The organism is Salipiger sp. PrR003, assembly GCF_010500785.1.
Lineage (GTDB): Bacteria > Pseudomonadota > Alphaproteobacteria > Rhodobacterales > Rhodobacteraceae > Salipiger > Salipiger pacificus_A.
The window spans coordinates 1-1,435 of record NZ_JAAGOV010000012.1 but is presented as its reverse complement, the minus strand read 5'-3'; the positions used below and the strand labels follow the sequence as shown (position 1 = coordinate 1,435).

At 57.1% G+C, this 1,435-nt stretch carries 1 protein-coding gene; it reads right to left on the bottom strand.

Going from position 1 to position 1,435, the window contains the following annotated elements; all coding sequences use genetic code 11:
- Window positions 1-312: 312 nt before the first annotated feature.
- Entirely contained in the window at window positions 313-1,341 is a 1,029-nt protein-coding gene (locus G0D83_RS01075; RefSeq protein WP_164188784.1) for an IS110 family transposase, read from the bottom strand.
- Window positions 1,342-1,435 lie beyond the last annotated feature (94 nt).

The following is a 1,435-nucleotide window of genomic DNA, read 5'->3' as shown; positions in this document are numbered from 1 at the left end:
CTCAGCATAATCCAAGGTGGGTCACTTCTCGATGGAAACCCCGGGTCATGTATGGATACCCCCGTTCGCGCAAGATGGTTTTTGAACAGTATTGACGTGTGATCGGGTGCGGTCATGTATCAGGCCTGTTGTGCGGCAATCGCATGACCGCTGGCCGGTATGGAGCTGCGCGGCTCTGGTGCAAAATCAGTTCTGCGGGCTCATGGCCCATTGACCCGGATGCGTTTCCAGAACCATCGTCACCGATCTTTTGTCCTTACTGTCTATGACCTCCTCACACGCCGACGTCCCACTTTTGGCTATCTGACACTGTCAGGCTGCTGCCAGTCGTGGATCCTGATAATCTTCTTTCCGCGTTTCCATCGCCCAGAGTGCTCTGGCCATCTTGTTGGCCATCGCGATTGCGACCACCTTGCGTGGCTTGCGGAGCAGCATGGCATGTAGCCAGGTTCCCTGGATTGTTCCTTTACTGGTTGCCCAGCGGATGACCGACATTGCGCCGATGATGAGCAGCCGCCGGATATCGCGTTGTCCCATCTTCGACATTCGGCCCAAGACCTGCTTACCCCCAGTAGAATGTTGTCGTGGCACCAGGCCAAGCCAGGCCGCGAAATCCCTACTGCGCTTGAACACTGACAGGGTGGGAGCGAAGGCTTCAATTGCCATCGCGGTGATGGGTCCGAGACCCGGCATTGTCATCATCCGCGATGAGGTATCAGAACGTGCGGCTTCGTGCTTCAGTGTCGCCTCCATCTTGGCGATGCGACTGGATAAATCATTGATCTGCTCAAGGTAGACCCGGGCAGTCTCGGCTATCAAAGGTTCTAAATCAGCTGTTCCCTCGTCAACTACCCGCTGGATCCCTGCGAGATTTGACAGACCCTGAGCTGCGATGAGGCCATGTTCTGCCAAATGGGCCCGTAGCGCATTGATGGTCTGTGTCCTCTGGCGGACAAACAGATCGCGGGTTCGAAAGACCATGGCGCGTGCTTGCTGTCGGGGCGACTTCGGCTCGACGAACCTCATGGTCGGCCGGCTGGCTGCTTCAGCTATCGCCTCCGCGTCAGCCGCATCGTTCTTTTGACGCTTGACGAATGGCTTGACGTAGGCAGGCGGCACCAATCTGACGGTATGTCCCAGAGCACCGATCTCACGTGCCCAGTAGTGGGCCGTGGCGCAGGCCTCCATAGCTACCACGCAGGGCGGCAAATCTGCGAAAAATGCCAGCACCTGACCCCGTGACAGCTTCTTGCGAATAGCAACGCCGCCATCGGTCGTCGCACCATGAACCTGGAAAACCCGCTTTGCCAAATCCAGCCCAACAATGGTAATTTCTGTCATGGATACTTCCTCCCTCTTGTGATGTGACCCACATCACCTTGGCACATTGCGATGCCGTCGGGAGGGGGTATCCACCCCATCAGTTCTGGGTGGA

Excerpts from the sequence above, each read along its gene's own strand:
- G0D83_RS01075 (WP_164188784.1), bottom strand. The coding sequence starts at position 1,341 with ATGACAGAAATTACCATTGTTGGGCTGGATTTGGCAAAGCGGGTTTTC.